General features: G+C 59.2%; 23 protein-coding genes. All 23 read left to right on the forward strand.

The window, feature by feature from the left end; genetic code table 11:
* The first annotated feature begins 117 nt into the window (after window positions 1–117).
* The 23 genes from rpsB (at window position 118) to ispD (ending at window position 26224) form a co-directional block, all read left to right on the forward strand.
* Window positions 118–855, forward strand: a complete 738-nt coding sequence (rpsB, locus tag AAEZ09_RS21375) for a 30S ribosomal protein S2 (RefSeq protein ID WP_003219330.1) — start codon at window positions 118–120, stop codon at window positions 853–855.
* A gap of 191 nt (window positions 856–1046) precedes the next feature.
* Window positions 1047–1910: a translation elongation factor Ts gene (gene tsf / locus AAEZ09_RS21380; RefSeq protein ID WP_028622556.1), complete on the forward strand. Its 864-nt coding sequence runs from the start codon at window positions 1047–1049 to the stop codon at window positions 1908–1910.
* 210 nt (window positions 1911–2120) lie between these two features.
* Window positions 2121–2864, forward strand: coding sequence for a UMP kinase (gene pyrH / locus AAEZ09_RS21385; RefSeq protein ID WP_003172271.1), 744 nt, complete (start codon window positions 2121–2123; stop codon window positions 2862–2864).
* Window positions 2861–3418 (forward strand): ribosome recycling factor, encoded by a 558-nt coding sequence (gene frr / locus AAEZ09_RS21390; protein ID WP_045060130.1) that lies wholly within the window; start codon window positions 2861–2863, stop codon window positions 3416–3418. The genes pyrH and frr overlap by 4 nt, the downstream gene beginning before the upstream one ends.
* A 13-nt stretch (window positions 3419–3431) precedes the next feature.
* Window positions 3432–4187, forward strand: a complete 756-nt coding sequence (gene uppS / locus AAEZ09_RS21395; protein ID WP_045060131.1) for a polyprenyl diphosphate synthase — start codon at window positions 3432–3434, stop codon at window positions 4185–4187.
* Window positions 4187–4993, forward strand: a complete 807-nt coding sequence (locus AAEZ09_RS21400; RefSeq protein ID WP_045060132.1) for a phosphatidate cytidylyltransferase — start codon at window positions 4187–4189, stop codon at window positions 4991–4993. Before uppS ends, AAEZ09_RS21400 begins: the two co-directional genes overlap by 1 nt.
* Window positions 4990–6180 (forward strand): 1-deoxy-D-xylulose-5-phosphate reductoisomerase, encoded by a 1191-nt coding sequence (gene ispC / locus AAEZ09_RS21405; protein WP_045060153.1) that lies wholly within the window; start codon window positions 4990–4992, stop codon window positions 6178–6180. The genes AAEZ09_RS21400 and ispC overlap by 4 nt, the downstream gene beginning before the upstream one ends.
* A gap of 56 nt (window positions 6181–6236) precedes the next feature.
* A complete protein-coding gene (gene rseP / locus AAEZ09_RS21410; protein ID WP_122837694.1) occupies window positions 6237–7589 on the forward strand; it encodes a sigma E protease regulator RseP in 1353 nt (450 codons plus the stop codon).
* A gap of 74 nt (window positions 7590–7663) precedes the next feature.
* Window positions 7664–10039: an outer membrane protein assembly factor BamA gene (bamA, locus tag AAEZ09_RS21415; RefSeq protein ID WP_045060134.1), complete on the forward strand. Its 2376-nt coding sequence runs from the start codon at window positions 7664–7666 to the stop codon at window positions 10037–10039.
* Window positions 10040–10084: 45 nt separating this feature from the next.
* Window positions 10085–10588, forward strand: coding sequence for an OmpH/Skp family outer membrane protein (locus AAEZ09_RS21420; RefSeq protein ID WP_010462812.1), 504 nt, complete (start codon window positions 10085–10087; stop codon window positions 10586–10588).
* Window positions 10589–10591: 3 nt separating this feature from the next.
* Window positions 10592–11647: a UDP-3-O-(3-hydroxymyristoyl)glucosamine N-acyltransferase gene (gene lpxD / locus AAEZ09_RS21425; RefSeq protein WP_122837696.1), complete on the forward strand. Its 1056-nt coding sequence runs from the start codon at window positions 10592–10594 to the stop codon at window positions 11645–11647.
* Between the two features lie 109 nt (window positions 11648–11756).
* A complete protein-coding gene (gene fabZ / locus AAEZ09_RS21430) occupies window positions 11757–12197 on the forward strand; it encodes a 3-hydroxyacyl-ACP dehydratase FabZ (RefSeq protein WP_007907157.1) in 441 nt (146 codons plus the stop codon).
* Window positions 12194–12970, forward strand: a complete 777-nt coding sequence (gene lpxA, locus AAEZ09_RS21435; RefSeq protein WP_045060136.1) for an acyl-ACP--UDP-N-acetylglucosamine O-acyltransferase — start codon at window positions 12194–12196, stop codon at window positions 12968–12970. The genes fabZ and lpxA overlap by 4 nt, the downstream gene beginning before the upstream one ends.
* A 2-nt stretch (window positions 12971–12972) precedes the next feature.
* Window positions 12973–14103: a lipid-A-disaccharide synthase gene (gene lpxB, locus AAEZ09_RS21440; RefSeq protein WP_350600696.1), complete on the forward strand. Its 1131-nt coding sequence runs from the start codon at window positions 12973–12975 to the stop codon at window positions 14101–14103.
* Window positions 14104–14114: 11 nt separating this feature from the next.
* Window positions 14115–14741 (forward strand): ribonuclease HII, encoded by a 627-nt coding sequence (rnhB, locus tag AAEZ09_RS21445; RefSeq protein ID WP_045060138.1) that lies wholly within the window; start codon window positions 14115–14117, stop codon window positions 14739–14741.
* Window positions 14742–14817: 76 nt separating this feature from the next.
* Window positions 14818–18339 carry a DNA polymerase III subunit alpha gene (gene dnaE / locus AAEZ09_RS21450; protein ID WP_045060139.1) on the forward strand — a complete coding sequence of 1174 codons (3522 nt, stop codon included), beginning with the start codon at window positions 14818–14820 and terminating at the stop codon, window positions 18337–18339.
* 150 nt (window positions 18340–18489) lie between these two features.
* On the forward strand, window positions 18490–19437 hold the full coding sequence (locus AAEZ09_RS21455) for an acetyl-CoA carboxylase carboxyltransferase subunit alpha (protein ID WP_045060140.1): 948 nt from the start codon (window positions 18490–18492) through the stop codon (window positions 19435–19437).
* A 100-nt stretch (window positions 19438–19537) separates the two neighbouring features.
* On the forward strand, window positions 19538–20866 hold the full coding sequence (tilS, locus tag AAEZ09_RS21460) for a tRNA lysidine(34) synthetase TilS (RefSeq protein WP_350600697.1): 1329 nt from the start codon (window positions 19538–19540) through the stop codon (window positions 20864–20866).
* A gap of 274 nt (window positions 20867–21140) precedes the next feature.
* On the forward strand, window positions 21141–22772 hold the full coding sequence (gene pyrG / locus AAEZ09_RS21465; protein WP_028622541.1) for a CTP synthase: 1632 nt from the start codon (window positions 21141–21143) through the stop codon (window positions 22770–22772).
* 5 nt (window positions 22773–22777) lie between these two features.
* On the forward strand, window positions 22778–23623 hold the full coding sequence (gene kdsA, locus AAEZ09_RS21470) for a 3-deoxy-8-phosphooctulonate synthase (RefSeq protein WP_016985082.1): 846 nt from the start codon (window positions 22778–22780) through the stop codon (window positions 23621–23623).
* A 156-nt stretch (window positions 23624–23779) separates the two neighbouring features.
* The gene (gene eno, locus AAEZ09_RS21475; RefSeq protein WP_045060142.1) at window positions 23780–25069 is read left to right on the forward strand and encodes a phosphopyruvate hydratase; all 1290 of its coding nucleotides are present in this window, start codon (window positions 23780–23782) and stop codon (window positions 25067–25069) included.
* 169 nt (window positions 25070–25238) lie between these two features.
* Window positions 25239–25517, forward strand: coding sequence for a cell division protein FtsB (gene ftsB / locus AAEZ09_RS21480; protein WP_008028992.1), 279 nt, complete (start codon window positions 25239–25241; stop codon window positions 25515–25517).
* On the forward strand, window positions 25514–26224 hold the full coding sequence (ispD, locus tag AAEZ09_RS21485; RefSeq protein WP_045060143.1) for a 2-C-methyl-D-erythritol 4-phosphate cytidylyltransferase: 711 nt from the start codon (window positions 25514–25516) through the stop codon (window positions 26222–26224). The genes ftsB and ispD overlap by 4 nt, the downstream gene beginning before the upstream one ends.
* Window positions 26225–26235: the final 11 nt, after the last annotated feature.

Below are 26235 nucleotides of genomic sequence, written 5' to 3' on the forward strand. Positions count from 1 at the left end.
CCCGAAAGGCTTAAATCCACACACGTGTCGACACGATGACCTGGGTGCCTTCAGCTGATGCTGCTGGTTGGTCATTGGGATACGTGGAGGCCAAACCCGACTTATTAAGGAACTATCATGTCCCAAGTCAACATGCGCGATATGCTGAAGGCCGGTGTGCACTTCGGTCACCAGACCCGTTACTGGAACCCGAAAATGGGTAAGTACATTTTCGGCGCGCGTAACAAGATTCATATTATCAACCTTGAAAAAACCCTGCCAATGTTCAACGAAGCTCTGACTTTCGTAGAGCGCCTGGCCCAGGGCAAAAACAAGATTCTGTTCGTCGGCACCAAGCGTTCCGCTGGCAAGATCGTTGCTGAAGAAGCAGCACGTTGCGGTTCGCCGTACGTCGATCACCGCTGGTTGGGCGGCATGCTGACCAACTTCAAAACCATCCGTGCTTCCATCAAGCGTCTGCGTGACCTTGAAGTGCAAGCCGAAGACGGTACTTTCGCCAAGCTGACCAAGAAAGAAGCGCTGATGCGCACTCGCGATCTTGAGAAGCTCGATCGTTCCCTGGGTGGTATCAAGGACATGGGCGGTCTGCCAGACGCTCTGTTCGTTATCGACGTTGATCACGAGCGCATCGCGATCACCGAAGCCAACAAGCTGGGTATCCCGGTTATCGGCGTAGTCGATACCAACAGCAGCCCGGAAGGCGTTGACTACATCATCCCAGGCAACGATGACGCAATCCGCGCTATCCAGCTGTACATGGGTTCGATGGCTGACGCTGTAATCCGTGGCCGCAACCACGTTGCTGGTGGCACCGAGCAGTTCGTTGAAGAAGCTCCGGTAGCTGCAGCTGAGTAATTGACGCCTTGGCGTTGACTCAGTAAGCAAAAAGGGGGCTTGGCCCCCTTTTTGCCACCTCGAAAACCATTTGTGTGCAGCGCAGTTGCAGCCTTGTAATGTGCAGCCGCTATCAAATAAGGCTTCGGGAAGAATTGAACGCCCGTTTGCTCGGGTGGAATGGTTGAAAACCTATCCAAGAGGATTTTGAAATGGCAGAGATTACTGCAGCGTTGGTCAAAGAACTGCGCGAGCGCACCGGCGAAGGCATGATGGATTGCAAAAAGGCCTTGACCAAGGCCGGCGGTGACATCGAAAAAGCCATTGATGACATGCGTGCTTCGGGCGCCATCAAGGCTGCCAAGAAAGCAGGCAACGTAGCTGCTGAAGGCGCTATCGCTCTGAAAGAAGACGGTAAGTCGGCCGTTCTGCTGGAAGTGAACTCGCAGACCGACTTCCTGGCTTTGCAGGACGACTTCAAGGCATTTGTCGCATCCAGCGTTGAAAAAGCGTTCGCTGACAAACTGACTGACGTTGCTCCGCTGATCGAAGCTCAAGAAGCTGATCGCCTGGTACTGGTCGGCAAGGTTGGCGAAAACGTCAACATCCGTCGCCTGGCTCGTGTTGAAGGTGATGTTGTTGGTGGCTACCTGCACGGCAACAAAATCGGTGTTGCGGTTGTTCTGAAAGGCGGCGACGTTGAGCTGGCTAAAGACATCGCGATGCACGTAGCTGCGACCAACCCTGAATTCCTGCTGCCATCGGAAGTTTCGGCTGAAGCGGTAGAGCGTGAGAAGGGCGTGTTCCTGACCCTGAACGCTGACAAGATCGCCGGCAAGCCGGAGAACATTGTTGAAAACATGGTCAAAGGCCGTATCAGCAAGTTCCTGGCTGAAGCGAGCCTGGTTGAGCAGGCGTTCGTCAAGAACCCTGAAATCAAGGTTGGCGAACTGGCCAAAAAAGCCGGTGCTGAAATCGTTTCCTTCACCTACTTCAAGGTAGGCGAAGGCATCGAGAAGCCGGTCGACAACTTCGCTGAAGAAGTTGCTGCCCAGCTGGCCGCCGCCAAGCAATAAGACAGTTTTCAACTGTCGCCCTGAAGAGGCTGCCCGCTCACGCGCGCAGCCTCTTTTCAGATGGGGGGCCAAATTTTTAATTGGTTTCCCTTTGGAACTGGCTTACAAAGCCATGTTCCGATGGCGCTGAAGCAGCGCCAAGCTAGAGTGAACGCCAGCTGTAAACAGCTCGCAAAGATTTTTTAAAATACGCCGCAGGAGAGATTCGCAATGGCTCAGCAGGGCAGTGGTTATCAGGCTCGCTATAAACGCATTCTACTCAAGCTTAGCGGCGAGGCCCTGATGGGCTCGGAAGAGTTCGGGATCGATCCGAAAGTTCTGGATCGCATGGCACTGGAAGTCGGCCAGCTGGTTGGCATCGGTGTGCAGGTCGGTCTGGTGATCGGCGGTGGCAACCTGTTCCGCGGTGCAGCGCTGAGCGCAGCCGGCATGGATCGGGTAACTGGCGACCACATGGGCATGCTGGCCACTGTGATGAACGCCTTGGCCATGCGCGACGCGCTGGAACGTGCCAATATCTCGGCCATCGTGATGTCGGCTATTTCCATGGTAGGTGTGACTGATCATTATGATCGTCGCAAGGCTATGCGCCACCTGAACGCCAAGGAAGTGGTGATTTTCGCGGCCGGTACCGGCAATCCGTTCTTTACCACGGATTCGGCGGCATGCTTGCGTGCTATCGAAATCGATGCCGATGTCGTGCTCAAGGCGACCAAGGTCGATGGCGTCTACACTGCCGACCCATTCAAAGACCCGCATGCCGAGAAGTTCGATCATCTGACTTACGATGAAGTGCTGGATCGCAAGCTGGGTGTAATGGATCTGACGGCCATTTGCCTGTGCCGCGACCACAAGATGCCATTGCGCGTCTTTAACATGAACAAGCCCGGCGCCCTGCTGAATATCGTGCATGGCGGCGCTGAAGGGACCCTGATCGAGGAAGGCCAACAATGATCAACGAAATCAAGAAAGACGCTCAAGCGCGCATGCAGAAATCCCTGGAGTCTCTGTCCCACGCGTTTGGACAGATTCGTACCGGCAAGGCTCACCCGAGCATTCTGGGCAGCGTGATGGTGCCTTACTACGGTACCGACACCCCGTTGAGCGGCGTCGCCAACGTGACCGTCAAAGACTCCCGTACCCTGCAGGTCGTGGCGTTCGAGCGCAACATGCTCGCCGCAGTCGACAAGGCTATCCAGAGCGCCGGTTTGAACCTCAATCCGACCAACCTGGGCGAGCTGCTGCTGATCTCCATGCCGGCACTGACCGAGGAAACCCGCAAGGGCTTCACCAAGCAGGCTCGCAGTGCTGCGGAAGACGCTCGTGTTGCCGTGCGCAACATTCGTCGCGATGCGCTTGGCGACCTGAAGAAGCTGGTGAAGGACAAGGAAATCAGCGAAGACGAAGAACGTCGTGCCGCTGCCGATATCCAGAAGCTCACCGACAAGGCTGAGGCGGATATCGACGCTGCGACCAAGCAGAAAGAAGCGGACCTGATGGCCGTATAAGGGTCGCGTTTTCATGGAAAAGACTAAGCAGACTGCGCCCTTCGCGGTGCCGCGCCATGTCGCGATTATCATGGATGGTAACAACCGCTGGGCGAAAAAGCGCTTTTTGCCCGGTGTCGCCGGTCATAAGGCCGGCGTCGATGCGGTGCGTGCCGTGATCGAGGTGTGTGCCGAGGCCGGGGTCGAGGTATTGACCCTGTTCGCGTTCTCCAGCGAAAACTGGCAGCGCCCGGCCGATGAGGTCAGTGCCTTGATGGAGTTGTTCTTCAAGGCGCTGCGTCGCGAGGCCAAGCGCCTGAACGACAACAACATCAGTTTGCGCATCATTGGCGACCGTTCGCGCTTCCATCCCGAACTCCAGGCCGCCATGCGCGAGGCTGAAGCCATGACGGTGGGCGCCAATCGCCTGGTCTTGCAGATCGCCGCCAATTACGGTGGTCAGTGGGACATCGCTCAAGCCGCGCAACGCCTGGCTCGTGAAGTCCAGGCCGGGCATCTGCGTCCGGAGGACATCACGCCGGAGCTGCTGCAGACCTGTCTGTCGACGGGTGACCTGCCGCTGCCGGACCTGTGCATCCGCACCGGTGGCGAGCACCGCATCAGCAACTTCCTGCTGTGGCAGCTGGCTTACGCCGAGTTGTACTTCTCCGACCTGTTCTGGCCGGACTTCAAACACGACGCCATGCGCAAAGCGCTGGCCGATTTCGCTTCGCGCCAGCGCCGCTTCGGTAAAACGAGCGAGCAGGTCGAAGCTGGAGCCCGGGCTTAATGCTTAAACAACGAATCATCACTGCACTGATCCTGCTGCCGATCGCCCTTTGCGGTTTTTTCCTGCTGGAAGGCTCCGGCTTTGCGCTGTTCATTGGCCTGGTCGTAACCCTGGGCGCATGGGAGTGGGCTCGCCTGGCGGGCTTTACCGCCCAGCCAGTTCGTGTCGGCTACGCGCTGGCCGTCGCGGTTATGCTGTTTTTCATGCATATATTGCCCGGGCTCGCGCCTTGGGTCCTGGGCGCTGCGGTGCTGTGGTGGGGCGTTGCAACCTATTTGGTGCTGACGTACCCGCGTTCGAGCGGTCATTGGTCGAGCGCCGCCTGCAAGCTGGTGATCGGCCTGCTGGTTCTCCTTCCGGCCTGGCAAGGCCTGATCCTGATCAAGCAGGAGCCTCTAGGCAACTGGCTGATCATGGCGGTGATGGTGCTGGTGTGGGGCGCGGATATCGGGGCTTATTTCTCCGGTCGAGCCTTTGGCAAGCGCAAGTTGGCGCCGCAGGTCAGTCCTGGCAAGAGCTGGGAAGGGGTCTACGGCGGCCTGGCGCTGGCGCTGGTCATTACGTTTTTCGTCGGGCTGGTTCGCGACTGGACGGTTGCAGAACTGCTCAAGGGCTTGATCGGTGCGGCGGTGATCGTATTCATCTCGGTGGTGGGCGACCTCACTGAGAGCATGTTCAAGCGCCAGTCCGGGATCAAGGACAGCAGTAACCTGCTGCCAGGTCACGGTGGGGTGCTGGATCGGATCGACAGCCTGACCGCGGCCATCCCGGTGTTTGCGGTGCTGTTGTGGATGGCGGCACCGTGAGTCGCCCACAGCAGATTACCGTGCTGGGGGCTACGGGCTCGATTGGCCTGAGCACCCTTGACGTCATTGCCCGGCACCCGGATCGCTTCCAGGTGTTTGCCCTCAGCGGGTTCACTCGTCTGAGCGAGCTGCTGGCCTTGTGTGTGCGCCATGCGCCAAGGTTTGCCGTGGTGCCTGAAGTCAACGCCGGTCGACGCCTGCAGGAAGAGTTGCGCGCGGCCGGCCTGTCGACGCAGGTATTGGTGGGCGAAGAGGGCTTGTGCCAGGTCGCAGCCGATCCGCAAGTGGATGCGGTGATGGCGGCCATCGTCGGAGCGGCAGGCTTGCGCCCGACCCTGGCGGCGGTCGAGGCCGGCAAAAAGATCCTGCTGGCTAACAAGGAAGCGCTGGTAATGTCCGGCGCCTTGTTCATGCAGGCGGTGCGCAAGAGCGGCTCGGTACTGTTGCCAATCGACAGTGAGCACAATGCGATCTTCCAGTGCATGCCGCGGGATTTCGCCCAGGGCCTGGGTTCGGTCGGGGTTCGTCGTATTTTGCTCACGGCCTCCGGTGGTCCGTTCCGCCAGACGCCGCTGGCTGAGCTTCAACACGTGACGCCAGAGCAGGCCTGCGCTCATCCTAACTGGTCCATGGGGCGCAAGATTTCGGTCGATTCGGCCAGCATGATGAACAAGGGGCTTGAGCTGATCGAAGCCTGCTGGCTGTTCGACGCCAAGCCGTCCCAGGTCGAGGTGGTGATCCACTCGCAAAGTGTCATACATTCCCTGGTCGATTACATAGACGGTTCGGTGTTGGCGCAGTTGGGCAATCCCGATATGCGTACGCCGATCGCCAACGCCCTGGCCTGGCCGGAGCGCATTGACTCGGGTGTGGCGCCGCTGGACCTGTTCGCGATCGCTCGCCTGGACTTCCAGGCGCCTGATGAGGAGCGTTTCCCCTGCCTGCGCCTGGCGCGTCAGGCGGCCGAGGCCGGCAACAGTGCACCGGCCATGCTCAATGCAGCAAATGAGGTGGCGGTAGCCGCGTTTCTCGACGGAAGGATTCGTTATCTGGAAATCGCGAGTATTATCGAACAAGTGTTGAATCTTGAGCCGGTGGTTGCGGTGGAGGATCTCGATGCCGTATTTACGGCAGACGCCAAGGCTCGTGAACTGGCCGGGCAATGGCTGAGTCGCCACGGGCGCTGACACGTGTTGCAATGCGCAAGCCCATGCAGCACTGGATAGGATTGCGGAGAGAATAGATGAGCGCGCTTTACATGATTGTCGGCACCCTGATTGCGTTGGGCGTGCTGGTCACCTTCCACGAGTTCGGCCATTTCTGGGTCGCGCGTCGCTGTGGGGTTAAAGTGCTGCGTTTCTCCGTAGGCTTCGGCATGCCGTTGCTGCGTTGGCACGACAAGCAGGGTACCGAGTTCGTGGTCGCCGCCATTCCGTTGGGCGGCTACGTGAAGATGCTGGACGAGCGCGAAGGCGAAGTGCCGGTCGATCAGCTAGATCAGTCTTTCAATCGCAAGTCCGTACGCCAGCGTATCGCCATCGTGTCCGCGGGCCCGATCGCCAACTTCCTGCTGGCGATGTTTTTCTTCTGGGTGCTCGCCATGCTGGGCAGCGACCAGGTGCGCCCGGTCATCGGTGGTGTCGAACCCGCCAGCATCGCGGCCAAGGCCGGGCTGACGGCGGGCCAGGAAATTGTTGCAATAGATGGCGAGCCGACATCCGGCTGGGCCGCGGTTAACCTGCAGCTGGTTCGCAGGTTGGGCGAAAGCGGAGCGTTGCAGCTGGTTGTACGGGATCCGGGTTCCACCAGCGATACCCCGCGCGAGCTGGTGCTGGATAAGTGGCTCAAAGGCGCAGATGAGCCCGATCCGATTCGTTCGCTGGGCATTCGACCGTGGCGCCCGGCTCTGCCGCCGGTGTTGGCCGAACTCGACCCGAAGGGCCCGGCACAGGCTGCCGGCCTGAAGACGGGTGACCGTTTGCTGGCCCTCGATGGCAAGGCCCTCGACGACTGGCAACAAGTGGTGGATACGGTTCGCCTGCGCCCTGACAGCAAGATCGTGTTGCGGGTCGAGCGTGATGGGGCTCCAATCGACGTTCCAGTGACCCTGGCAGCTCGCGGCGAGAGCAAGGCGCCCAGCGGATACCTGGGGGCCGGGGTAAAAGCAGTCGATTGGCCACCAGAGATGATTCGCGAGATCAGTTACGGTCCGGTCGCGGCAATCGGGGAAGGGGCTCGACGTACCTGGACCATGAGCATTCTGACCCTCGATTCGCTCAAGAAAATGTTGTTCGGCGAGCTCTCGGTAAAAAACTTGAGTGGACCGATAACCATTGCTAAAGTGGCGGGCGCTTCTGCCCAGTCGGGTGTCGCTGATTTCCTGAATTTCCTTGCTTATCTGAGTATTAGCCTGGGCGTTCTGAATTTGTTGCCCATTCCAGTACTGGATGGGGGGCATTTGTTGTTTTATCTGATCGAGTGGGTGCGTGGTCGCCCCTTGTCGGATCGGGTGCAGGGTTGGGGGATACAGATCGGTATCAGTTTGGTGGTCGGGGTGATGTTACTTGCCCTGGTCAATGATTTGGGCCGTCTGTAACACTTCGCTGAATTGCGAATCTGCCGCATTTTGCGGCAGTTTGTTTATTGCCAGTTGGAATAAGAAAGGACTTCATGAAACGTCTGCTGCTAACTGCGGTTCTCACCGTATTGATGATCGCCGAAGTTCACGCCGAGTCCTTCACTATCTCTGATATTCGCGTCAATGGCCTCCAGCGGGTCTCCGCGGGTAGTGTCTTTGGTGCCTTGCCGTTGAACGTCGGCGAGCAGGCTGACGATCGTCGCCTGGTGGAATCCACTCGTGCGTTGTTCAAAACCGGTTTCTTTCAAGATATCCAGCTGGGCCGCGATGGCAACGTCCTGGTCATCACGGTAGTCGAGCGTCCGTCGGTCGCCAGTATCGAAATCGAAGGTAACAAGGCGATTTCCACTGAAGACCTGATGAAGGGCCTTAAACAGTCCGGTCTGGCCGAAGGTGAAATCTTCCAGCGCGCCACCCTTGAGGGTGTTCGTAACGAACTGCAGCGCCAGTACGTCGCTCAGGGTCGCTACTCCGCAACCGTCGACACCGAAGTGGTGTCGCAGCCGCGCAACCGCGTCGCGCTGAAGGTCAATATCAACGAGGGCACGGTTGCTGCTATCCAGCACATCAACGTGGTGGGTAACACCGTCTTCCCTGACGAAGACCTGATCGACCTGTTCGAACTCAAGACCACCAACTGGTTGTCGTTCTTCAAGAACGATGACAAGTACGCCCGTGAAAAGCTGTCCGGTGACCTGGAGCGTCTGCGTTCCTACTACCTGGACCGTGGCTACATCAACATGGACATCGCTTCGACCCAGGTGTCGATCACCCCGGACAAGAAGCACGTCTACATCACCGTCAACGTCAACGAAGGCGAGAAATACACCGTTCGTGACGTCAAGCTGAGCGGCGATCTGAAAGTCCCTGAAGACCAGGTCAAATCCCTGCTGCTGGTGCAGAAAGGCCAGGTGTTCTCGCGCAAGCTGATGACCACTACGTCGGAACTGATCACTCGCCGCCTGGGTAACGAAGGCTACACATTCGCCAACGTCAACGGTGTGCCTCAGCCGCACGATGACGACCACACGGTCGACATCACCTTCGCCGTGGACCCGGGCAAGCGCGCCTACGTCAACCGCATCAACTTCCGTGGCAACACCAAGTCCGAAGACGAAGTGCTGCGTCGTGAAATGCGCCAGATGGAAGGTGGCTGGGCTTCGACCTACCTGATCGACCAGTCCAAGACCCGTCTTGAACGCCTGGGCTTCTTCAAGGAAGTCAACGTTGAAACGCCAGCAGTACCGGGCGTCGACGATCAGGTGGACGTGAACTACAGCGTGGAAGAGCAGGCCTCCGGTTCCATCACCGCCAGTGTCGGTTTCGCCCAGAGTGCCGGTTTGATCCTCGGCGGCTCGATCACCCAGAACAACTTCCTGGGTACCGGTAACAAGGTCAGCATCGGTCTGACCCGCAGTGAATACCAGAGCCGCTATAACTTCGGTTATGTCGACCCGTACTGGACTGCTGATGGCGTGAGCCTGGGTTACAACGCTTTCTACCGCACCACCGACTACGACAATCTCGAAACTGATATCGCCAGCTATGCGGTAGACAGCTTGGGTGCCGGCGTGAGCGTGGGTTACCCGATCAGCGAGACGTCGCGCCTGACCTTCGGCCTGACCGCACAGCAGGACACGATCAAGACCGGTGTCTACACCGTTGATGAAATTTTCGACTTCGTGGACAAGGAGGGTGACAAGTACCTGAACTTCAAGGCGTCGGCCGGCTGGTCCGAATCGACCCTGAACAAGGGCGTGCTGGCTACCCGTGGTCGTTCCCAGAGCCTGACCCTGGAAACCACTACGCCGGGCAGCGACCTGTCGTTCTTCAAGCTCGACTACCGTGGCCAGTTGTTCCAGCCGCTGAGCGAGAACTACACCATGCGCCTGCACACTGAATTGGGTTATGGCGACGGTTACGGTTCGACCGATGGCTTGCCATTCTATGAAAACTACTATGCTGGTGGTTTCAACTCGGTTCGTGGCTTCAAGGACAGCACCCTGGGTCCTCGCAGTACGCCAAGTCGTGGCACCAACCCGGGTACCGCAGAAGATCCGGACCAGGATCCACTGCCGTTCGGTGGTAACGTCCTGATCCAGGGCGGCGTGGAACTGCTGTTCCCACTGCCGTTCGTCAAGGATCAACGCTCCCTGCGGACTTCGGTCTTCTGGGACGTGGGTAACGTGTTCGACTCGCAGTGCAAGGACACTACCAATGCTGACGGCTCGGAGTCCCGTACCAAGTGCAACGACATCAGCCTGAGCAACATGGCCAGTTCCGTCGGTGTCGGTGTGACCTGGGTCACCGCACTGGGTCCGTTGAGCTTCGCTTTGGCCATGCCAGTGAAGAAACCGGATGATGCTGAGACTCAAGTGTTCCAATTCTCCCTCGGCCAGACGTTCTAAGCGTCTGACCCAAGATAACGACAATGGATTTTGTAGGAGTGCATCGTGCGTAAGTTGACTCAATTGGTTCTCCTGGCAACCGTACTGGTCGCAGGTCCGGCTTTTGCCGACATGAAAATCGCGGTCTTGAACTATCAGATGGCCTTGCTCGAATCCGACGCGGCCAAGAAGTACGCCGTGGATGCCGAGAAGAAGTTCGGTCCTCAGCTGTCCAAGCTCAAGACCCTGGAAAGCAGTGCCAAGGGCATTCAGGACCGCCTGATGGCCGGTGGTGACAAGATGCAGCAGGGCGAGCGTGAGCGCCTGGAGCTTGAGTTCAAGCAAAAGGCCCGTGATTTCCAGTTCCAGTCCAAGGAGCTGAACGAAGCCAAAGCCGTTGCTGACCGTGAAATGCTGAAGCAGCTCAAGCCAAAACTGGACAGCGCTGTGGAAGAAGTCATCAAGAAAGGTGCTTTTGACCTGGTCTTCGAGCGTGGCGCAGTGATCGATGTCAAACCTCAGTACGACATCACTCGCCAGGTTATCGAGCGCATGAATCAGCTGAAGTAATCCATGACAGCGACTATGAAGCTCGGCCAATTGGCCGAGTTCCTCGGCGCCACCCTGCGTGGCGACCCGGAGAAAGAAATTACTGGGCTAGCCACTTTGCAAGAGGCTGGCCCAGCTCAGTTGAGCTTTCTGGCAAACCCTCAGTATCGCAAGTACCTGGCTGATTGCCGGGCTGCAGCGTTGTTGCTCAAAGCCGCAGACGCGGACGGGTTTGCCGGTAACGTACTGGTGGTGCCGGATCCGTACCTGGCCTACGCGCGGATTTCCCATCTGTTCGATCCCAAGCCGAAGGCGCCTGCCGGCATTCATCCGACCGCCGTCATCGCTGCCGATGCTGTGGTTGACCCGGCAGCGAGCATCGGTGCATTCGCGGTGATCGAAAGTGCGGCGCGTATTGCCGCCGGCGTGACAGTTGGCGCACATTGCTTCATCGGGGCGCGCAGCGAAATCGGCGAAGGTGGCTGGTTGGCACCGCGAGTGACGCTGTACCACGACGTTCGCATTGGCAAACGGGTCGTGATTCAGTCGGGCGCAGTGCTGGGCGGCGAAGGTTTTGGTTTCGCCAACGAGAAAGGCGTTTGGCAGAAGATCGCCCAGATCGGCGGTGTGCTGGTCGGTGATGACGTCGAGATCGGCGTCAATACCGCGATCGACCGTGGTGCGCTCGCCGATACCGTACTTGGCAATGGCGTGAAGCTCGACAACCAGATTCAGATCGCCCACAACGTCCAGATTGGCGATCACACCGCCATGGCGGCGTGCGTGGGGATCTCCGGCAGCACCAAGATCGGCAAGCATTGCATGCTCGCCGGTGGCGTGGGGCTGGTGGGGCATATCGAAATTTGCGACAACGTTTTCATCACCGGGATGACCATGGTGACCCATTCGATTACCGAAAAGGGTGCCTATTCTTCCGGTACGGCGATGCAGCCGGCAGCCGAGTGGCGCAAAAGCGCGGCACGCATCCGTCAGCTCGATGACATCGCGCGGCGTTTGCGTCAGCTGGAAAAGCGTGCAGGGGAAGTGACCCCTGACGGTAATGCTTCATCAGATGGCTGATACCATTTCCATATCAAGTGTGCACAGCCGCTAGACTGCCTCCTTGATTTGCTAGAGGGGTGCGCTTTTAGTCGCGCGCTCCCAATCTTTACATAGGCTTCCCCCCGAAATGATGGACATCAACGAGATTCGCGAATACCTGCCTCACCGTTACCCGTTCCTGCTGGTGGACCGGGTCGTGGATCTGGATGTGGAAGGCAAGCGCATTCGCGCCTACAAGAATGTCAGCATCAACGAACCGTTCTTCAACGGTCACTTCCCGGCGCACCCAATCATGCCGGGCGTACTGATCATTGAAGCAATGGCTCAGGCTGCCGGGATCCTTGGTTTCAAAATGCTCGACGTGAAACCAGCCGACGGCACCCTCTACTACTTCGTCGGTTCGGACAAACTGCGCTTCCGCCAGCCAGTGCTGCCGGGCGATCAGTTGATCCTTGAAGCCAAGTTCCTGAGCTGCAAGCGTCAGATCTGGAAGTTCGAGTGCCAGGCTTCGGTGGACGGCAAGCCAGTGTGCTCCGCTGAAATCATCTGCGCGGAACGCAAACTATGAGTTTGATTGACCCTCGCGCAATCATCGATCCGACGGCCGTACTGGCCGACGACGTCGAGGTCGGCCCTTGGTCGATCGTCGGCGCTGGTGTGGAAATCGGCGAGGGGACAGTGATCGGGCCGCATGTGATTCTCAAGGGCCCGACCCGCATTGGTAAACACAATCGCATCTACCAGTTTTCCTCAGTAGGCGAAGACACGCCGGACCTGAAATACAAGGGCGAAGAAACTCGCCTGGTGATCGGCGACCACAACGTCATTCGCGAAGGCGTGACGATTCACCGTGGGACTGTTCAGGACCGTTCGGAAACGACCCTGGGTGATCACAACCTGATCATGGCCTATGCCCATATCGGCCACGACAGTGTCATCGGCAACCACTGCATCCTGGTCAACAACACCGCGCTGGCGGGGCATGTGCATGTGGAGGACTGGGCGATCCTGTCCGGCTTCACCCTGGTGCATCAGTATTGCCATATCGGCGCCCACAGCTTTTCCGGCATGGGCACCGCCATTGGCAAGGACGTCCCGGCGTACGTCACGGTGTTCGGCAACCCGGCCGAAGCCCGCAGCATGAACTTCGAAGGCATGCGCCGCCGCGGTTTCAGTGAAGAAGCCATTCATGCCCTGCGTCGCGCCTACAAGGTCGTGTACCGCCAGGGCCTGACGGTCGAGCAGGCACTGACCGAACTGGGCGAGGCCTCGGCGCAGTTCCCGGAAGTCGCAGTGTTCCGTGACTCGATCCAGTCTTCGACCCGCGGCATAACCCGTTAATCATGGCTAACTTGCGTATCGCGCTGGTAGCGGGTGAGGCTTCCGGTGACATTCTGGGCGCGGGTCTCATGCGCGCGCTCAAGGTTCAGCACCCGGCGGTAGAGTTCATTGGCGTCGGCGGGCCGTTGATGGAGGCCGAGGGTCTCGTTTCCTACTTCCCCATGGAACGCCTGTCGGTCATGGGCCTGGTGGAAGTGCTGGGCCGTCTGCGTGAGCTGCTGGCCCGGCGCAAGAAGCTGGTCGGCGATCTCATCGCCGAAAAACCGGATGTGTTCATCGGCATCGATGCCCCGGATTTCAACCTCAATATCGAACTCAAGCTGCGTCAGGCCGGGATCAAGACCGTGCACTACGTCAGCCCTTCGGTCTGGGCCTGGCGCCAGAAGCGCGTGCTAAAGATTCGCGAAGGCTGTGACCTGATGCTCACGCTGTTCCCGTTCGAAGCCAAATTCTATGAAGAGAAGGGCGTGCCGGTGCGTTTTGTCGGGCACTCCCTGGCCGACGCGATTCCGCTTGAGGCCGATCGCCCCGCCGCGCGGGCCGAGCTCGGCCTGCCGGACGGCCCTCTGGTTGCGCTGATGCCGGGCAGTCGTGGCGGTGAAGTCGGGCGTCTTGGCGAGCTGTTCCTCGATACTGCCCAGCGCCTGCGCGCCATGCGTCCGGGTGTGCGATTTGTCATGCCGTGCGCCAGCCCGCAGCGTCGGGCCCAGCTGGAAGCGATGCTGGCCGGGCGGGATCTGCCCCTGACGCTGCTCGATGGTCAATCCCATCTTGCACTTGCCGCCTGCAACGCGGTGTTGATCGCGTCCGGAACGGCTACGCTTGAAGCGTTGTTGTACAAACGGCCCATGGTGGTGGCCTATCGCCTGGCACCGCTGACGTTCTGGATTCTCAAGCGCATGGTCAAAAGCCCCTATGTGTCTTTGCCTAACCTGCTGGCCCAGCGCCTGCTGGTGCCGGAATTGCTTCAGGATGATGCGACGGTCGAAGCCCTGGCCCAGACCTTGTCCCCCCTGATCGAAGGCGGGGAAGAACAAACCCGCGGCTTCGACGAAATTCACCGGACCTTGCGTCTGGACGCCTCCAACCAGGCGGCAGATGCCGTGCTGAAACTGATTGGCCAAGTACAATGAGCAAGACAAGCATGCAGATGGGACTGGATTTCACCTTGGTCGCAGAAGTCGAAGAACTGGTTGCCGGCGTCGATGAAGTCGGTCGCGGTCCGCTCTGCGGGGCCGTGGTGACGGCTGCGGTAATCCTCGATCCGAACCGTCCGATCCTCGGCCTTAACGACTCGAAGAAGCTCACCGAGGCCCGTCGCGAAAAACTCTACGATGAAATCTGCGAAAAGGCTCTGAGCTGGTGCATCGCCCGGGCCGAAGTCGAGGAAATCGACGAGCTGAACATTCTTCACGCCACCATGCTGGCAATGCAGCGCGCCATCGAGGGCCTGCACATCCAGCCCAAGCTGGCGATGATCGATGGCAATCGCTGCCCGAAATTGTCCATGCGCGCCGAAGCCGTGGTGCAGGGCGACGGCAAGGTGCCGGCCATTGCGGCTGCCTCGATTCTGGCCAAGGTCAGCCGTGACCGTGAAATGGCTGCTTTCGAATTGATCTACCCGGGCTACGGCATCGGCGGCCACAAAGGCTACCCGACTCCCGTTCATCTGGAAGCCCTGGCCCGCCTGGGACCGACGCCGATTCACCGGCGCTCGTTTGCCCCGGTACGCTTGGCGTATGAGGCTCGGGAGAGCCTGATCGAGAGTTAGTCGCAAGGCTGATGTTTTCGCCAAGGCCCGGTACAATCCGGGCCTTGTTGTTTTCGAGCTCACAGACAGGATCACTATGCCGGCTTCATTCGTTCATCTACGCCTGCACACTGAATACTCCCTGGTCGACGGTCTGGTGCGGATCAAACCGCTGGTCAAGACCCTGGTCGGCATGAACATGCCTGCCGTGGCGGTCACCGACCAGAACAACATGTGCTCTCTGGTCAAATTCTATAAAGCAGCCATGGGCGCAGGCATCAAGCCGATCTGCGGCGCCGACCTGTGGCTGTCCAACAAGGACCCGGACAATGCCTTGAGCAGGATCAGCCTGCTGGCGATGAACGCCGTGGGTTATCGCAACCTGACTGAACTGATCTCCCGGGGCTTCATCGACGGCCAGCGCAATGGTTCGATCATCATCGAGCGCGAGTGGGTGGCCGAGGCCAGCGAAGGCCTGATCATGTTGTCGGCGGCCAAGGAAGGCGAAATCGGCCTGGCCATGCTCAGTGGCAATCCGGCGGAAGCGGAAACCCTGGCACGGGAATGGATGGCGGTGTTCCCGGACCGCTTCTATCTGGAAATCCAGCGCACCAACCGTCCCAACGACGAAGAGCAACTGCACGGCGCCGTCGCCCTGGCCGAGAAAATCGGTGCACCGCTGGTGGCGACCAACGATGTGCGGTTCATCAAGCAGGAAGATTTTGCCGCCCACGAAACCCGGGTCTGTATCGGTGAGGGCCGGGCCCTCGACGATCCCCGGCGCTCGAAAAACTACAGCGACCAGCAGTACCTCAAAAGTGCCGAGGAAATGGCCGAGCTGTTCAGCGACATCCCCGAAGCGCTGGAAAACACCGTCGAGATCGCCCGGCGTTGCAACATCGAAGTGAAGCTGGGCAAGCACTTCCTGCCCAACTTCCCGATTCCCGATGGCATGACCATCGACGAATATTTCCGCAAGGTGTCCTTTGACGGCCTGGAAGACCGCCTCACCGTCCTGCTGCCCAGGGATACCACCGAGGACTACGAAGCCAAGCGCCAGGTGTATGTCGACCGGTTGAATTTCGAACTGGATATCATCATCCAGATGGGTTTCCCCGGTTACTTCCTGATCGTGATGGACTTCATCCAGTGGGCCAAGAGCAACGGTGTGCCGGTAGGCCCCGGCCGGGGCTCGGGTGCCGGCTCGCTGGTGGCCTATGTGCAGAAGATCACCGACCTTGATCCTCTGGAATACGACCTGCTGTTCGAACGTTTCCTCAACCCGGAACGGGTATCCATGCCCGACTTCGACGTCGACTTCTGCATGGACGGTCGTGACCGGGTCATCGAGTACGTGGCTGAGAAGTACGGACGTAACGCGGTAAGCCAGATCATCACCTTCGGTTCCATGGCCGCCAAGGCTGTGGTCCGTGACGTGGCGCGGGTGCAGGGCAAGTCCTACGGCCTGGCGGATCGTCTGTCGAAGATGATCCCGTTCGAAGTCGGCATGACCCTGGAAAAAGCCTACGAACAGGAAGAAATCCTGCGCGACTTCATCAAGGTCGATGAAGAAGCCGCAGAAATCTGGGAGATGGCGCGCAAGCTTGAAGGCGTGGTGCGTAACGTCGGCAAGCACGCCGGTGGTGTGGTTATCGCCCCGACCAAGCTCACTGACTTCTCGCCCATTTATTGCGACGAAGCCGGCGATGGCCTGGTAACCCAGTTCGACAAGGACGACGTCGAGGCCGCTGGCCTGGTGAAGTTCGACTTCCTGGGGCTACGGACCCTGACGGTCATCGACTGGGCGCTGAAAACCATCAACCGCGACCGTGCCAAGGTCGATGAAGCGCCCCTGGACATCGCCTTCATTCCGCTGGATGACAAACCGACCTACCAGTTGCTGCAAAAAGCCGAAACCACAGCGGTGTTCCAGCTTGAGTCGCGCGGCATGAAGGAGCTGATCAAGAAGCTCAAGCCCGACTGCCTCGAAGACTTGATCGCACTGGTGGCCCTGTTCCGTCCGGGGCCGTTGCAGTCAGGCATGGTTGACGACTTTATCAACCGCAAGCACGGTCGCGCGGAACTGGCGTACCCGCACTCGGACTACCAGTACGAGGGCCTCAAGCCGGTACTGGCACCGACTTACGGCATCATCCTGTATCAGGAACAGGTGATGCAGATTGCCCAGGTCATGGCTGGTTACACTTTGGGCGGGGCGGACATGCTCCGGCGCGCCATGGGCAAGAAAAAACCCGAGGAAATGGCCAAGCAGCGCGGCGGTTTCATCGAAGGTTGCGCGACCAACAATATCGATGCCGACCTGGCGGGTAACATCTTCGACCTGGTGGAGAAGTTCGCCGGTTACGGCTTCAACAAGTCTCACTCCGCAGCCTATGGCCTGGTGTCATACCAGACCGCATGGCTGAAGACACATTACCCGGCGCCGTTCATGGCTGCGGTACTGTCGGCGGACATGCACAACACCGACAAGGTCGTGACCTTGATCGAAGAAATTCGCACCATGAAGCTGCGTCTCGACGCGCCGGATGTGAATACTTCGGAGTTCAAGTTCACGGTGAACGAAGAAGGCCGGATTATTTACGGCCTTGGTGCGATCAAGGGCGTGGGTGAGGGGCCGGTGGAAGCCATCACCGAGGCACGCCAGGATGGGCCGTTCAAGGACCTGTTCGATTTCTGCGCCCGGGTCGATCTCAAACGCATCAACAAACGTACCCTGGACGGTTTGATCCGCAGCGGTGCGCTGGATCGCCTAGGGCCGTATTTCCACGACGAGCCCAAAGCCTATCAAGCGAGCATCGACCAGAATCGTGCCGTGTTGCTCAATGCGATGGAAGGGGCTATCAAGGCGGCGGAACAGACCGCGCGCACCCACGACAGTGGCCACGCCGACCTGTTTGGTGGCCTGTTCGTCGAAGAGGATGCGGATGTTTACGCCAACCATCGCAAGGCCAAGGAACTGACCCTCAAGGAACGCCTCAAGGGCGAGAAAGATACCTTGGGCCTGTACCTCACCGGCCACCCGATCGACGAATACGAAGGCGAGATCCGCCGTTTTGCCCGCCAGCGCATCATTGACCTGAAGCCGGCACGCGATACCCAGACCGTGGCCGGCATGATCATCGCGCTGCGGGTGATGAAGAACAAAAAGGGCGACAAGATGGGGTTCATTACCCTGGACGACCGCTCCGGCCGCATTGAAGCCTCATTGTTTGCCGAGGCGTTCCATTCCGCGCAATCGTTGTTGCAGACCGACGCGATGGTGGTTGTCGAAGGCGAGGTCAGCAACGATGATTTTTCCGGCGGCCTGCGCCTGCGGGTCAAGCGGGTGATGAGCATGGAAGATGCGCGCACCAACCTGGCCGAAAGCCTGCGCCTGAAGTTGCAGACCAAGGACTTGAAGGGCGATCAGCTACGCTGGCTGGGTGAATTGTTCAAGCGCCATCGCGGCGCGTGTCCTATTACCATGGAATACACGAGCCCCGATGCCAAGGCCTTGCTGCAGTTTGGCGAGACCTGGCGAATCGACCCGGCGGATGCGTTGATTCAAGCCTTGCGTGACCAGTTCGGGCGAGACAACGTCTTCCTCCAATACCGTTGACGGCCAGGTGCCGCTCTTGCAGAAGAGAGCAGCCCTGATCTCGACCCAATTTTTAATCTCGACCTGAACGCGCCTGTCCCTTATGGTAGGGCGCGAATAGACAACCGGCCGGCCCAAGCTCACTTGGACGTCGACCCAAGACGGACGCCTATGAACCCGAATTTTCTAGATTTCGAACAGCCGATCGCCGACCTTCAAGCCAAGATCGAAGAGTTGCGCTTGGTCGGTAATGACAATTCGCTGAATATCGGCGATGAGATCTCCCGCCTTCAGGACAAGAGCAGCACCTTGACCGAGGACATCTTCGGCAAGCTGACCAGCTGGCAGATTGCACGTCTGGCGCGTCATCCGAAACGTCCATACACCCTCGATTACATCGAGCACATCTTCACCGAGTTCGATGAACTGCACGGCGACCGTCACTTTTCCGACGACGCGGCCATCGTGGGCGGCATTGCCCGTCTGGACGACCAGCCGGTGATGATCATCGGTCACCAGAAAGGCCGTGAAGTGCGCGAGAAGGTTCGCCGCAACTTCGGCATGCCGCGCCCTGAGGGCTACCGCAAGGCGTGCCGCCTGATGGAAATGGCTGAACGCTTCAAGATGCCAATCCTGACGTTCATCGATACGCCGGGCGCTTACCCGGGCATCGATGCTGAAGAGCGCAACCAGAGCGAAGCGATTGCCTGGAACCTGCGAGTCATGGCACGCCTGAAAACCCCAATCATCGCCACCGTGATCGGTGAAGGTGGTTCCGGTGGTGCACTGGCGATCGGTGTTTGCGATCAGTTGAACATGCTGCAGTACTCGACTTATGCAGTGATTTCGCCGGAAGGCTGCGCGTCGATCCTGTGGAAAACTGCCGAAAAGGCACCGGATGCTGCTGAAGCCATGGGCATCACCGCCGAGCGCCTCAAAGGCTTGGGTATCGTCGACAAGGTAATCGGCGAGCCTCTGGGCGGCGCTCACCGCGACCCGGCCACAGCGGCCGCGTCCATCCGTGCAGAGCTGAGCTCGCAACTGGCGATGCTGAAGAAGTTCGATAGCGAAGCGCTGCTGGCTCGTCGTTACGAGCGTCTGATGAGCTACGGTCTCTAAATCACGCAATACCCCTGTAGGAGCTGCCGAAGGCTGCGATCTTTTGAAAGCAACATCAAAAGATCGCAGCCTTCGGCAGCTCCTACAGGATTTGAACGATATGAGTCAGCCCATGACTGATCTGCCTGCAAGGTTGCTCCTGCACCTTACGCCCTGGCGCAATGCCGCTCGTTGGCACATCGCCTTCTCCGGCGGCCTCGACTCCACCGTCCTGCTGCACCTGCTCGCCCATCTTGCAAAAAATCACTCCCTGCCGGCGCTGAGCGCCATCCATGTCCATCACGGCCTCCAGGCTGCGGCTGACGCGTGGCCGCAGCATTGCCGGTCAGTCTGCAACGAGCTGGGTGTGCCCCTACAGGTCGTTCGGGTGCAGGTGGAACCCGGCGCCAGCCTTGAGCGCGCCGCCCGGGAAGCTCGCTATGGGGCGTTCGTGGTGGCGACTGGGGCCGACGAGTTACTGCTGACTGCCCAGCACCGCGACGATCAGGCCGAAACCCTGTTGTTTCGGTTGATCCGCGGGGCCGGGGTGCGCGGCCTGGCGGGAATGCCTTCACAGCGAACCCTGGGGCGCGGCCATCTGTTGCGTCCGTTGCTCGATGTCACTCGCAGCGAGCTTGAGTTCTACGCGGCGGAGCATCAGTTGCGCTGGATCGATGACCCTTCGAACCAGGACCGGCAGTTCTCGCGCAACTACCTGCGTCATCAGGTTTTGCCGGTCATGATCGAGCGCTGGCCGCAAGCAGTGACCACCATGGCCCGCAGCGCGGCACACCTGCGGGAAGCGCAGGACTTGCTTGATGAGCTGGCGCACATGGATCTGGCCAGCGCCCGCACGGTCAGTGATTTCGACTGGTTGGGCGTGCCCTCGCTGGAGTTGGCAGCGCTTGCGGGACTTTCCGCCGCGCGCCAGCGCAATGCGCTGAGTGGCTGGCTTGCGGCACTCACCCAGCTGCCCGACAGCGACCATTGGTCGGGTTGGGAGAACCTGCGCGATGCCGCCCCCGATGCCCGGCCGATCTGGCGCCTGGCCCAGGGCGAATTACATCGCACGGGCGGGCGGATCTGGTGGTTGGCCGGCAGCTGGCTACGTCCGGCAACCGACGCCGTGGCCTGGAATGATCCCTCCCAGCCACTGGTGCTGCCGGATAACGGCGTGCTTAATTTCAACGGTCGGATTCCCGATGGTCCGTTGCAAATCCGCTATCGTCAGGGGGGTGAGGTCATGGCTGTGGCCGACCGAGGTCATCGCGATCTCAAGCGCCTGCTCAACGAAAGGCATGTCCCGGGGTTTGTGCGTGGCAGATTGCCGCTGCTCTACCGAGGCGAGCAATTGCTTGGGGTGGCCAACTTGCGGGACTTGAGTGGCTGCGCGCGGGACGGCTGGCATTTGCATTGGGCTCCACTAAGCGAAGATCAAGGTTTGAGCTGAAAGGGGCTTTCCGGTAGACTACGCTCCCTTCTTGATACAACTTCTGTGGATTCGCCTGAATCGCAGGAGTTGCCGATTACCAAGCAGTCTTTGCTGGGCGATTCCAAAAAATGTGTAGCGAGCAACCTACCGGTGTTTCATCTACCGGTCTGTCCCAACGCGGCGGTTTTTTTGAAAGGTGCACTGTGATTAATGCAGGTGATCGGGGGCTTCGGCCTTCCTTCGCTTTCCCCGGCGGCTCGGACCGCTTTAACGCAGACTTCTAGGGTTTTTCATGACGCGCTACATATTCGTCACGGGCGGTGTTGTTTCTTCATTGGGGAAAGGCATTGCATCGGCTTCATTGGCGGCGATCCTGGAGGCGCGGGGACTTAAGGTCACCATGCTGAAGCTGGACCCGTACATCAACGTCGACCCGGGCACCATGAGCCCGTTCCAGCACGGTGAAGTGTTCGTCACCCACGACGGCGCCGAGACCGACCTGGACCTGGGCCACTACGAGCGGTTCATCCGCACGACCATGACCCAGAACAACAACTTCACCACCGGCCGTGTCTACGAGCACGTGCTGCGCAAAGAGCGTCGTGGTGACTACCTGGGTGCAACCATCCAGGTGATCCCGCACATCACCGACGAAATCAAGCGCCGCATCATCAAGGGCGCCGGCGATGCCGACGTGGCCATGGTCGAGATCGGTGGCACCGTGGGTGACATCGAGTCGCAACCGTTCCTCGAAGCCATCCGTCAATTGCGTTTCGAAGTCGGCGCCAAGCGCGCGATGCTGATGCACCTGACGCTGGTGCCGTACATCGCCACTGCTGGCGAGACCAAGACCAAGCCAACCCAGCATTCGGTCAAGGAGCTGCGCTCCATCGGCCTGCAGCCAGACGTGCTGGTATGCCGCTCCGATCACCCGATCGACATCTCGTCGCGTCGCAAGATCGCCCAGTTCACCAACGTTGAAGAACGTGCGGTGATCGCGCTGGAAGACGCCGACACCATCTACAAGATTCCGGGCATCCTGCATTCGCAAGGCCTGGATGATTTTGTCGTCGAGCGTTTCGGCCTGCAATGTGGCGGTGCCGACCTGTCCGAGTGGGAAGCCGTGGTCGACGCCAAGCTCAACCCTGAGCATGAAGTCACCATCGCCATGGTCGGCAAGTACATGGAACTGCTGGACGCCTACAAGTCGCTGATCGAAGCGATGAGTCACGCCGGCATCAGCAACCGCACCAAGGTCAACCTGCGCTACATCGATTCCGAAGACATCGAGAACCAGGGGACTGCGCTGCTGGAAGGCGTCGATGCGATCCTCGTACCTGGCGGCTTCGGCCTGCGGGGCGTGGAAGGCAAGATTACTGCCGTTCAATTCGCTCGCGAAAACAAGGTTCCGTACCTGGGTATCTGCCTGGGCATGCAAGTGGCCGTGATCGAGTTCGCTCGTAACGTGCTGGGCTGGAAAGATGCCAACTCCACCGAGTTCGATCGTGCCAGCGGCCACCCGGTCGTGGGTCTGATCACCGAGTGGGAAGATGCCACCGGCGCCGTCGAAACCCGTACCGAAACCTCCGACCTGGGCGGCACCATGCGTCTTGGTGCGCAGGATTGCCTGCTTGAGCCGGGTTCCCTGGTGCATGATTGCTATGCCAAGGACGTGATCGTAGAGCGTCACCGTCATCGCTACGAAGTGAACAACAACCTGCTGCCGCAAATCATGGAAGCCGGTCTGAAAATCTCCGGTCGCTCCGGTGATGGCGCGTTGGTCGAAGTGGTCGAAGCTCCGGATCATCCATGGTTCGTCGCCTGCCAGTTCCACCCTGAGTTCACCTCGACGCCGCGCGACGGTCACCCGTTGTTCAGCGGTTTTGTCAAAGCTGCTTTGGCTCAACACCAGAAGAAGGCGTAAACCTGATGGCGCAGAAGATCATCCGCGTAGGCGATATCGAGATTGCCAACGACAAGCCAATGGTGCTGTTCGGTGGCATGAACGTGCTGGAAAGCCGCGACATGGCGATGCAGGTCTGCGAAGAATACGTAAAGGTCACCGAGAAACTCGGTATCCCTTACGTGTTCAAGGCCAGCTTCGACAAGGCCAACCGGTCTTCTGTGACCTCTTACCGTGGTCCGGGCCTGGAAGAGGGCATGCGCATCTTCCAGGACATCAAGCAAGCCTTTGGCGTGCCGATCATCACCGACGTCCATGAGCCTGATCAGGCTGCGGTCGTCGCTGAAGTCTGCGACATCATTCAGCTGCCGGCCTTCCTGTCGCGCCAGACCGATCTGGTCGTCGCGATGGCCAAGACCAATGCAGTGATCAACATCAAGAAAGCCCAGTTTCTCGCGCCTCAGGAAATGAAGCATATCCTGAACAAGTGCGTGGAAGCAGGTAACGATCAACTGATCCTCTGCGAGCGTGGTTCGAGCTTCGGCTACAACAACCTCGTGGTCGACATGCTCGGCTTCGGCATCATGAAGCAGTTCGAATACCCGGTATTTTTCGACGTGACCCACGCGTTGCAAATGCCCGGTGGTCGTGCCGATTCCGCCGGCGGCCGCCGTGCACAGGTTCTGGATTTGGCCAAGGCGGGCATGAGCCAGTCGCTGGCGGGTCTGTTCCTCGAAGCTCACCCGGACCCGGACAACGCCAAGTGCGACGGCCCTTGCGCCTTGCGCCTGGACAAACTGGAGCCATTCCTGGCCCAGCTCAAAGCTTTGGACGAACTGGTGAAGAGTTTTCCGACGGTAGAAACCGCGTAATCCTCATTTCTCCGGTAAAGTACCGCACGATTTGTTGCTCAGGCCCTCGGGCCTGAGCCTTATCGTCCGCAAGTCTGCCCGCTGTACACCACTTGCCGACGGTAAAAGATTTCCTCTAGCTGCGTCGTTTTCGTCAACTTTGGAGTGTTTACAACAATGGCAAAAATCGTCGACATCAAAGGTCGTGAAGTTCTCGACTCCCGTGGCAATCCCACCGTGGAAGCGGATGTGCTTCTCGATAACGGCATCATCGGTAGCGCGTGCGCGCCGTCCGGTGCTTCCACTGGCTCGCGCGAAGCGCTCGAGCTGCGTGATGGCGACAAAAGCCGTTACCTGGGCAAAGGCGTTCTGAAAGCCGTCGCCAACATCAACGGTCCGATCCGCGACCTGTTGAAAGGTACAGACCCAAGCGACCAGAAAGCGCTGGATCACGCGATGATCAAGCTTGATGGCACTGAAAACAAAGGCTCCCTGGGCGCCAACGCGATCCTCGCTGTTTCCCTGGCAGCCGCCAAGGCCGCCGCACAGGACCAGGACCTGCCGCTGTACGCTCACATCGCCAACCTGAACGGTACCCCGGGTGTTTACTCCATGCCGGTTCCGATGATGAACATCATCAACGGCGGCGAGCACGCGGATAACAACGTCGACATCCAGGAATTCATGGTTCAGCCGGTCGGCGCCAAGTCTTTCTCGGAAGGCCTGCGCATGGGCACCGAGATCTTCCATCACCTCAAAGCTGTCCTGAAGGCCCGTGGCCTGAGCACTGCAGTGGGTGACGAAGGTGGTTTCGCACCGAACCTGGCTTCCAACGAAGACGCTTTGAAAGTGATCTCCGAGGCCGTGGCCAACGCCGGTTACACGTTGGGCACCGACGTGACCCTGGCTCTGGACTGCGCCGCCAGCGAGTTCTACGAAGATGGCAAGTACAACCTGTCCGGCGAAGGCCAGGTGTTCACCGCCGAAGGTTTTGCCGACTACCTCAAGGGCCTGACCGAGCGTTACCCGATCATCTCGATCGAAGACGGCCTGGACGAGTCCGACTGGGCTGGCTGGAAAATCCTCACCGACAAAATCGGCGAGAAGACCCAGCTGGTAGGTGACGACCTGTTCGTGACCAACACCAAGATCCTGAAAGAAGGCATCGATAAGAAGATTGCCAACTCTATCCTGATCAAGTTCAACCAGATCGGCACCCTGACCGAAACCCTGGAAGCCATCCAGATGGCCAAGGCCGCTGGTTACACTGCCGTGATCTCGCACCGCTCCGGCGAAACCGAAGATTCGACCATTGCCGACCTGGCCGTGGGCACTGCAGCGGGCCAGATCAAGACCGGCTCCCTGTGCCGTTCGGATCGGGTATCCAAGTACAACCAACTGCTGCGTATCGAAGAGCAGTTGAACGGCAAGGCCAAGTACAACGGTCGCAGCGAATTCCGCGGTTGATCATCTACTGATGTAAAGTCAGCGGATTGTGGTGAAAAAATCGCAACGGCGATGGATTTGCCACTAATCTGATGCCTTATCAGCACAAGCCTGGGTCTTCCAGGCTTCGTGCTATCAGATGCTTCAAGTTTTGGCATGGCTGCCTTTTTCACTGGAAACCCGATATTCGATGCGCAGTCCCAATTGGTTGTTTCTCGTCTTGCTCCTGTTGCTGGCTGGCCTGCAGTACCGCCTTTGGGTGGGTAATGGCAGCCTGGCGCAAGTGGCCGAGCTGACTCAGCAGATCGCCGATCAGCACGCTGAGAACGAAGGCTTGCTGGAACGCAATCGGGTCATGGACGCAGAAGTCAGTGAGTTGAAAAAAGGCATGGAGACCGTTGAAGAGCGGGCTCGCCATGAGTTGGGCATGGTCAAGGACGGTGAAACCCTTTACCAGTTGGCTCAATGAATTCCTCGGTACCGGCCTTCTGGGCCGTGATTCCTGCCGCGGGCGTCGGTGCCCGTATGGCCGCGGACCGTCCCAAGCAATATTTGCAACTGGGCGGGCGCACTATTCTTGAACACAGCCTTGGCTGTTTCCTTGACCATCCTGGCCTTAAGGGGTTGGTGGTCAGTCTTGCTGTTGATGATCCCTTTTGGCCCAACCTTGAATGCGCGAGCGATGCGCGCATTCAGCGAGTCGAGGGCGGTGCCGAACGCTCTGGCTCAGTGTTGAATGCCTTGTTGCATTTGCATGCGCTGGGTGCGAACGAGGAAGATTGGGTGCTGGTCCACGATGCTGCGCGGCCCAACCTGAGCCGCGACGACCTCGACAAGCTGCTAGGCGAACTGGCGGATGATCCGGTAGGTGGTCTGCTGGCGGTCCCGGCGCGCGATACGTTGAAACGGGTCGACAAGCAGGGGCGTGTGGTTGAAACCGTAGATCGCAGTGTGATCTGGCAGGCGTATACGCCGCAGATGTTTCGCCTGGGTGCACTGCATCGTGCGCTGGCTGACAGCCTGGTGGCCGATGCGGTTATCACTGACGAAGCGTCGGCGATGGAGTGGGCGGGGTTAGCGCCGCGTCTGATTGAAGGTCGCTCCGACAACCTAAAGGTTACGCGCCCCGAAGATTTGGAATGGTTGCGTCAGCGTTGGGCTCACCGGCGCTTTTGATCTTCAAGCCC

It is taken from the genome of Pseudomonas sp. 65/3-MNA-CIBAN-0223 (genome assembly GCF_040310425.1).
GTDB lineage: Bacteria > Pseudomonadota > Gammaproteobacteria > Pseudomonadales > Pseudomonadaceae > Aquipseudomonas > Aquipseudomonas gregormendelii.

Excerpts from the sequence above, each read along its gene's own strand:
- rpsB (WP_003219330.1), top strand. The coding sequence starts at position 118 with ATGTCCCAAGTCAACATGCGCGATATGCTGAAGGCCGGTGTGCACTTC.
- tsf (WP_028622556.1), top strand. The coding sequence starts at position 1,047 with ATGGCAGAGATTACTGCAGCGTTGGTCAAAGAACTGCGCGAGCGCACC.
- pyrH (WP_003172271.1), top strand. The coding sequence starts at position 2,121 with ATGGCTCAGCAGGGCAGTGGTTATCAGGCTCGCTATAAACGCATTCTA.
- frr (WP_045060130.1), top strand. The coding sequence starts at position 2,861 with ATGATCAACGAAATCAAGAAAGACGCTCAAGCGCGCATGCAGAAATCC.
- uppS (WP_045060131.1), top strand. The coding sequence starts at position 3,432 with ATGGAAAAGACTAAGCAGACTGCGCCCTTCGCGGTGCCGCGCCATGTC.
- AAEZ09_RS21400 (WP_045060132.1), top strand. The coding sequence starts at position 4,187 with ATGCTTAAACAACGAATCATCACTGCACTGATCCTGCTGCCGATCGCC.
- rseP (WP_122837694.1), top strand. The coding sequence starts at position 6,237 with ATGAGCGCGCTTTACATGATTGTCGGCACCCTGATTGCGTTGGGCGTG.
- bamA (WP_045060134.1), top strand. The coding sequence starts at position 7,664 with ATGAAACGTCTGCTGCTAACTGCGGTTCTCACCGTATTGATGATCGCC.
- lpxD (WP_122837696.1), top strand. The coding sequence starts at position 10,592 with ATGACAGCGACTATGAAGCTCGGCCAATTGGCCGAGTTCCTCGGCGCC.
- fabZ (WP_007907157.1), top strand. The coding sequence starts at position 11,757 with ATGATGGACATCAACGAGATTCGCGAATACCTGCCTCACCGTTACCCG.
- lpxA (WP_045060136.1), top strand. The coding sequence starts at position 12,194 with ATGAGTTTGATTGACCCTCGCGCAATCATCGATCCGACGGCCGTACTG.
- lpxB (WP_350600696.1), top strand. The coding sequence starts at position 12,973 with ATGGCTAACTTGCGTATCGCGCTGGTAGCGGGTGAGGCTTCCGGTGAC.
- rnhB (WP_045060138.1), top strand. The coding sequence starts at position 14,115 with ATGCAGATGGGACTGGATTTCACCTTGGTCGCAGAAGTCGAAGAACTG.
- dnaE (WP_045060139.1), top strand. The coding sequence starts at position 14,818 with ATGCCGGCTTCATTCGTTCATCTACGCCTGCACACTGAATACTCCCTG.
- AAEZ09_RS21455 (WP_045060140.1), top strand. The coding sequence starts at position 18,490 with ATGAACCCGAATTTTCTAGATTTCGAACAGCCGATCGCCGACCTTCAA.
- tilS (WP_350600697.1), top strand. The coding sequence starts at position 19,538 with ATGAGTCAGCCCATGACTGATCTGCCTGCAAGGTTGCTCCTGCACCTT.
- pyrG (WP_028622541.1), top strand. The coding sequence starts at position 21,141 with ATGACGCGCTACATATTCGTCACGGGCGGTGTTGTTTCTTCATTGGGG.
- kdsA (WP_016985082.1), top strand. The coding sequence starts at position 22,778 with ATGGCGCAGAAGATCATCCGCGTAGGCGATATCGAGATTGCCAACGAC.
- eno (WP_045060142.1), top strand. The coding sequence starts at position 23,780 with ATGGCAAAAATCGTCGACATCAAAGGTCGTGAAGTTCTCGACTCCCGT.
- ftsB (WP_008028992.1), top strand. The coding sequence starts at position 25,239 with ATGCGCAGTCCCAATTGGTTGTTTCTCGTCTTGCTCCTGTTGCTGGCT.
- ispD (WP_045060143.1), top strand. The coding sequence starts at position 25,514 with ATGAATTCCTCGGTACCGGCCTTCTGGGCCGTGATTCCTGCCGCGGGC.